The sequence below is a fragment of the Paenibacillus sp. P4_A7 genome (assembly GCF_056402455.1).
Map to the genome: position 1 here is coordinate 1 of NZ_JBFUHJ010000290.1, position 7,106 is coordinate 7,106.

Annotated in this window: 5 protein-coding genes; all 5 read right to left on the reverse strand. The window is 44.2% G+C overall.

The window, feature by feature from the left end; all coding sequences use genetic code 11:
• Positions 1–384: 384 nt before the first annotated feature.
• The 5 genes from fdhA to AC1DWN_RS23935 all read right to left on the reverse strand — a co-directional run bounded on the left by fdhA (position 385) and on the right by AC1DWN_RS23935 (position 6,988).
• Positions 385–1,599 carry a formaldehyde dehydrogenase, glutathione-independent gene (gene fdhA / locus AC1DWN_RS23915; protein ID WP_477561399.1) on the reverse strand — a complete coding sequence of 405 codons (1,215 nt, stop codon included), beginning with the start codon at positions 1,597–1,599 and terminating at the stop codon, positions 385–387.
• A gap of 405 nt (positions 1,600–2,004) precedes the next feature.
• Positions 2,005–4,281: a glycosyl hydrolase family 95 catalytic domain-containing protein gene (locus AC1DWN_RS23920; RefSeq protein WP_477561400.1), complete on the reverse strand. Its 2,277-nt coding sequence runs from the start codon at positions 4,279–4,281 to the stop codon at positions 2,005–2,007.
• Positions 4,282–4,338: 57 nt separating this feature from the next.
• Positions 4,339–5,436 (reverse strand): mandelate racemase/muconate lactonizing enzyme family protein, encoded by a 1,098-nt coding sequence (locus tag AC1DWN_RS23925; protein ID WP_477561401.1) that lies wholly within the window; start codon positions 5,434–5,436, stop codon positions 4,339–4,341.
• Between the two features lie 100 nt (positions 5,437–5,536).
• Positions 5,537–6,307, reverse strand: a complete 771-nt coding sequence (locus AC1DWN_RS23930) for an SDR family NAD(P)-dependent oxidoreductase (protein ID WP_477561402.1) — start codon at positions 6,305–6,307, stop codon at positions 5,537–5,539.
• A gap of 3 nt (positions 6,308–6,310) precedes the next feature.
• Positions 6,311–6,988 carry a GntR family transcriptional regulator gene (locus tag AC1DWN_RS23935; RefSeq protein WP_477561403.1) on the reverse strand — a complete coding sequence of 226 codons (678 nt, stop codon included), beginning with the start codon at positions 6,986–6,988 and terminating at the stop codon, positions 6,311–6,313.
• Positions 6,989–7,106 lie beyond the last annotated feature (118 nt).

Consider the following 7,106-nt stretch of genomic DNA (forward strand, 5'->3'; position numbering starts at 1 on the left):
ATATGATTCGCATCAGAATAATCCGAAAGAAAGGGGAGCTTTTCTCCGAAATAAATATGATTGATTGTGCCTAGATCACTTAACCCTAATACGTAGGAAACGTGGTTTCCTTCAAGTACCCAAATATTTCTTAAAGCATCATGTCGTATCATATAATTATCTCCTCGTTATAGGAAATCGAAGAAGATTTCCTTCCTCGAAATGATTTACTTTTTTTTATCAACAGCATGACATGCTCAGCACAGCAAACCTTTAAACTTAAAAAAGCTTCCCTTCACTCCTATGCTGATAGTCGCCTTAGGAATGAAGGAAAGATTTTGATAGGATGATTACTACTCTTTGCGGCTACTATTTTTATCCGGCTTGAATGTTCCGGCTCAACCTTTATTTAACAACTCCATGGGGATCAATTACGAATTTCCGGGAAACGCCGCGATCAAAATCCTGATAAGCTTTTGGAGCCTCATTTAAAGATATAAGTGTGGCATTCACAGCTTTAGCAATTTGTGCACGTCCGCTCATGATCGCCATCATCAATTCTCTGTTGTATTTCATAACTGGTGTTTGGCCTGTCACAAAAGTGTGGGATTTAGCCCAACCGAGACCAAAACGAATTTTCAATGTTCCAATTTTCGAATCTTCATCAACAGCGCCCGGGTCACCTGTTACATAGAGTCCTGGAATTCCTAGGCTGCCGCCTGCACGAGTAACTTCCATAATGGAATTCAATACAGTTGCTGGAGCTTCACCATGCCCATTCCCATGTCCATGAGCTTCGAATCCAACGCAATCAATCGCTGAATCTACTTCAGGAGAGCCCAAAATTTGATCAATTTGTCCAGCCAAATCACCATTCTCACGAAGATTGACAGTCTCACAGCCAAAGCTTTTCGCTTGGGCAAGACGATCTGCATTTAAATCACCGACGATAACAACAGCTGCTCCTAGCAATTGAGCAGAGTGCGCTGCGGCAAGACCTACCGGACCTGCACCGGCAACATATACAGTCGAGCCTGGGCGTACCCCGGCACTAACCGCACCATGATAACCTGTAGGAAAGATATCCGAGAGCATCGTTAAATCGAGAATTTTTTCCATTGCTTTCTCTTTATCAGGGAACTTCAATAATTGAAAATCTGCGTAGGGAACCATGACATATTCGGATTGCCCTCCAACCCATCCGCCCATATCCACATAACCATAAGCCGAACCAGGACGATCTGGATTGACGTTTAAACATATATTTGTATTACGTTCTTTACAACTGCGGCAACGGCCACATGCAATATTAAAAGGAACTGAGACCAAGTCACCTTTTTTTATAAACTCTACGTCACGACCCACTTCAATAACTTCACCTGTTATTTCATGACCTAGAATAAGACCGGATGGAGCCGTAGTCCGTCCTCTAACCATGTGCTGATCGCTTCCGCATATATTTGTCGTTATCACTTTCAGAATAACCCCATGCTCACATTTACGCCCTACATTTAATGGATTGACACCCGGACCATCCTTCAACACCAAATCTGGATAAGCTGTATCTCGTACTTCTACGATTCCTGGTTTGCTATAAACAACCGCTCTATTCCCTGACATATTCTCATCTCCATATGCTAGATTAGTTAATTGATGTTAGATACTTTATCAGCCTGTATGGTCATATTGGTCACACGGGTTTCCTTTATTTACTACACAATTAAGTAGAGATCATCCCCATGAAATTAGAAGCTGCAGGGCTGATCCATATCATCAACGATGACTCTTATGAAATTGCCTCGTTCTTCCCTAACTCCATGTACGATTACCTTCACCTCATCCTGCCCTAAAAGACCAATAATGATAGCGCTTCCTTTTATGATAAACTCCCAAAACCTATTAGTCTTTGAATTAACAAGACTTAATTTTGCACTATGCGGACATTATGATGGATTAACGGAGATTTCTATAATAGGCTTCTTCATAAAAAATAAGAGGAAGGTATTGTACCTTCCTCCATTTACATCAATTGCATACAGATTTAACCAAAAGAGACTCCCCAGACCGCAAGTCAATCGGAAATGTTTCACCAATGCTGACAACACGAACGCTTGTATTTCCCCCTTGAGTAATTTCTAGCTCATTCGTATCGAAACTGTTGAGTATTTGAAGACTGACATCCCGCTCAGCTTCAAGAGTAACGTACATTAGCCGACCGTTTGCGAATTCAGCAGAAACGAGGCTTCCCATCCCGCTCCTGAAACGCCGGAACGAAACACCGCTTTGCTTCCAGTCATCTGGAATAGCCGGGAAGAGGCGGATAAATCCTTCGTGATTTTGCAGCAGCATTTCCTGCAAGGCGTCTGCCGCCGCCATATTTCCCTCAAGCGTGAACGGCCGATAGAGGAAAGAGCTATACCCCATCTGCTTCTGGTCGCCGTTGAGATGAAATCCGTTGCCAGATATAAAAGCATCCCAGAATATATGAAGATATCGGTACGCCTGCTCACCGTTTCGCGCACGAGCATACAAATCGGCCACCCACGCGAACGAATAACCGACCCATTGTGCAGTGCCGAGCTGCTCGATCTGTACAAGCGACGCTTCGATAATCTCMTTTTCCCGCTCCGATCGTTCGTATTGCACCAGATTCAGCGGATAAATCGCCATCAGATGCGACATATGCCGGTGACTCACCGCAAGAGACTCGTCCGGGCTTAGCATGATCACGTTGTCCTCATTCACCGCAAGGTCTGCTAGCTGTGCTCGAATGTCGCCCCATTCCTTCGCCTCTTTGTCCCGTCCGAGGAGTTCCTCATACTGTTTAAGCGTTTCGAACAAATAGTGAAGCAGCGCCAAATCGTTATTGCTGTTCGATGTCAGCCAAGCAGCCGGCGAATTGTCGTGAATCTCCGGCGAGCTGGACAACGGCAGCAGCAGTTTGCCGTCCGGACCCGGTTTTAGCCAGTGCTGGACGCAGGCTGCCGTTTCGCGGAAATATATATAAGCCTTATGCTCCAAAAATTCTAGGTCACCCGTGTACAGCCAATAATGATCAAACGCCTGACACAGCCAAATCTGATTGACTAGATTGGTAGAGTACATGACCCAGCCGCCTAGCGACTCGCCATTGATCCCCATGACCGAAGGCAAACAAATACCCGGCGCCTCAAAAAACCGCTCTGCGAAAGCCTTGGCCTCTGGCCTCAGATTCCAGAGTAAGTCGATGAAGCTTTCCCCTTCTTCAAGATGGTTCGCTTTCATATAAGGCCAGTAGCTCAACTGAGTGTTCAAATCATTATGATAGTCGCCCTTCCAAGGTGGCAGCGTACCTCCGTCTGCGGTCCAAACACCCTGCAGCGGCATCGGCGGCGCCCCTTTGCGAGAGCACGATCCGAACAAATAATGCGTATGATACCACTGACGTTCCATCACCGTATCAGGCAAAGTTATTTCACTCTTATTCCAAAAAGCGTCCCACCATGCCTCATGCTCCATAAGCGAGTCATCAAAGCCTCTTGCCAAAGCTTCCCTAACGACCGTTTGCGCGTCCTCCAACCAGTTCTCGCCGTCTGTGCTGGCTTTAATGGCGTAAGCGATTTCAAGTGAATCCCCATTGTGTACCCAGGCAACCGCAATGGCGAACGATAAAGAGCCACAAGTCGGCTGCACGTAAAGCATCGTATCACCTTCCCGGGTTACCCTTCCGGCTGGATATCCGAGGGAAGCGACCAGGTTCCCTTCGGAAGAAAGCGCGGAGTTAACGTCCTCCGAGCTACTGTAGTTAGGAGGATCAAGATGGATCGTGGGAATGACGGCATTTCCACTCACTGAGATGAATCCAACCGACTGCGTTGCACTCAAAAAACTGCTGACAACAGTCTCTTTACCGTTAAAATGTAGAGTAACCTCCGCAAGTGCTTTTTTCAGAACGATACGGTTTTCCACGTGGTCTGCTGCTTTGCCGAAGTCAAGCTCAAGCGCCCCGACCGGAATTTTGGTCGGCGTCGTTTGGAAGTAAAAGGAGTCGAACCGMTTACTTACTTCTTCATGCTCACCATTCTTCACAAGCTCGATCAATTGGGCATACCGATAATCTTCTGCTTCCGTTTCCTTCGCGACACGAGTATCCCAAAGATCTCCACGATCCAAGCTGAACCTAAGCGGCGCACCACTGCCGTAAATAAGGCAGCCCGTCAAGCCGTTGCCAAGCGGAAGCGCCTCATCCCAGCAAGTAATCGGACCTTTGATCCTTAGATCGTGATTTTCGTTTGGTTTGTTTCTAATCAACATATTCTCCATCGGCATTACTCTCCCTCTCCCTCTCACGTAAACATTTAAAGATAAAACTGTTGTTCCTTATCTCACGCGATACTCATCAAACATCTTGGGTATAATCTCCGTTGATGCGCCCGGCATTTGAGGCAGTACATAATGACCATTGACTACGGTAGCTGGCTCCACAAAAATATGACGGATCCACGGAATGTATTCGAGCATAATAGCCCCTGGTGTTGATGCGACCAAATGCTGATGAATTTGTCCCATATCGCCAACATGCGGACAAACCGGAATATCGTATGCAGCCGCTAAACCGGCTACCTGCTGCCATTCTGTAATACCGCCAACACGCGTTACGTCAACTTGGCAATATTCGATTGCCCCTTGGTGGATGTAATCACGGAATGCGTATTTCGTATAGACATGTTCACCTAATGCAATTGGTACATTCAATGCATCAGCCAACTTCTTATGGCCCATAATATCATCTGGGTTTAATGGTTCCTCCAACCAGAACAAATCAAACTCTTCTAACTTCTTTCCCCAAGTCATAGCTGTGTTGATATTCCACTGTTGGTTCACATCGATCATGAAAATAGTGTGATCGCCTATTGCCTTGCGAACTGCTTTACAACGATCATAATCCTCATGCGGATCTGATTTCCCTACTTTAATTTTAACCCCGGTAAAGCCTTGCTCGACAATCTCACTAACGTCCTTGATCAAACGTTCTTTGGACCAGTTCAACCAGCCGCCGTTTGTATTATAAGCTTTTATTTGTTTGGATTTATGTCCACCAAGATACTGCCACAACGGTTTATTAGAAGCCTTCGCCATAATATCCCAAAGCGCAATATCTACTGCAGCCAACGCCATATGAGTAACTCCTGCTCTACCAATCCAATGCATTTTGCCAAAACGCAGCTCATCCCAAATTTCTTTAACCATGAATGGATCTTTGCCAATTAATAATGGAGCGTAATAACGATCAATCGTGTCAACGATCATATCATCACCATGTGCACAAGTTCCTGTATACCCATAACCAACAAAACCCTCATCCGTAAAAATTCGTACACCCGCAAGTCCCCAATGCGTAGCCACATTAATCGCATCTGTAATCGGCGGTGTAATCGGTACATGTAAAACAAAGCTTTCTACTTTTATAATTTTCATTAGTTCCATCTCCCTAGTTTTAGTATATCGTACATGATTTTATTGATAGTAAAGGTGAAGTAGTAATAACGACAAATGATACCGTTTCCATTTTATATAATTAATAGCCTAAAGCTGCCCCGCCATCGACAGGGAGTGCGATACCCGTAACAAATTTGGATAAATCGCTAGCTAAATACAACACTGCTTTTGCAATCTCTTCCGTTGAAGCACATCTTCCGAGCGGATGCATATCGACCAAATCTTGTACTGTAGCTGCTGGATCCGGCTGCTGCCCAATCCACTCTTCTAATAACGGTGTCATCACTCCTGCTGGACATATRCAATTGACGCGCACGCCATCTTTCGCGTAATCCAATGCCAATGCTTTAGTCATGGCAATAATAGCGCCTTTTGAAGCAGAGTACGCTGGATTTTGCTTTTGACCTAACAATCCGCTTAACGAAGCCATATTCACAATGCTGCCGCGATTTTCTCTGATATATGGGATACAATATTTTATCATCAGATAAACACTCTTCAAATTAATATCCAAAGTACGCGTCCACTCTGATTCCGTGATGTCTTCCAAATATTTAGGTAATACTACAGCAGCATTATTGAATAAAATATCAATCGTACCAAACTTAATTAAAGTCTGTTCCACTAATTGTTTAACTTCCATCTCAGATGAAACATCTGTTTTCACATCAAAGGCAATATCATCCGCCGAATGAGACGAATGGATTTCTTCCACTACTCGGCTTGCTTCAGCATCGTTCCAGTCTGCAACGATAACTTTGGCACCCTCGCTGGCAAATAGTTTGGCAGTCGCTTCGCCAATCCCAGATCCACCTCCTGTAACAATAACGACTTTTCCCTGTAACTGCATAGGCTACCCTCCGGTATTTTTGAAATGTGCAATGGTTCTTTCTTGTGAATTTCGAATATGAGCAGTCATCGCATTAGAGGCTCCTTTGGCATCTCTCTGCAACAATTTAAATAAGACTTCATTATGCTCTGCCCACTCCATTGCCGTGTCATCTACATCCAAGTTTATTCGGATATACGTTAAGTATCTTTGAATCTGTTCGATGTAGCCTATGACAAGATTTTTCAAGTTCATGTTGTCGCAATATTCGAGTATCGTTCCATGGATGGAGACATTCATTTCACTAATCAGTACAAGGCCGCTATTCGTATCCGATAGTGTTTTATCGCGCAAAGCAATCATATATTCATACAGCCATTTGAGCTTTTCCTCTGGTATGGCCATAGTCGCCTTTTCCACCGCAAGTGGCTCAAGGTGAAGTCTTATTTCAAAAATATCATTCAATTCCTGAAGGCTAAGCAAATTGACGTACATCCCTTTAAATGGAACCATGTGCAAATACCCTTCGGATTGCAGTCTGGAAAGCGCTTCTCGAATCGGAATATTACTTACTTCCAAGGTCCGCGCCAATTGATCGATATTAATCTTTTCACCTGCTGGCAATTTGTGTGAAAGGATATCTTCCTTTACAATCCGATAAATCTCTTCTGTCAAATTTGTCCGGTTTAGTTTGGTACTCATATTGTTGTCTCCAATTCATAAAATCGAATCGCGTATCCATAGTCATTTCGATCTAATTGCTAATAATGCCGATAAGCAAAATTTCTCATTTTTAACCAAAAAATATATCGTGTATGAT

Bases quoted from the DNA above. Each gene is read 5' to 3' on its own strand.
- fdhA (WP_477561399.1), bottom strand. From the start codon at position 1,599: ATGTCAGGGAATAGAGCGGTTGTTTATAGCAAACCAGGAATCGTAGAA.
- AC1DWN_RS23925 (WP_477561401.1), bottom strand. From the start codon at position 5,436: ATGAAAATTATAAAAGTAGAAAGCTTTGTTTTACATGTACCGATTACA.
- AC1DWN_RS23935 (WP_477561403.1), bottom strand. From the start codon at position 6,988: ATGAGTACCAAACTAAACCGGACAAATTTGACAGAAGAGATTTATCGG.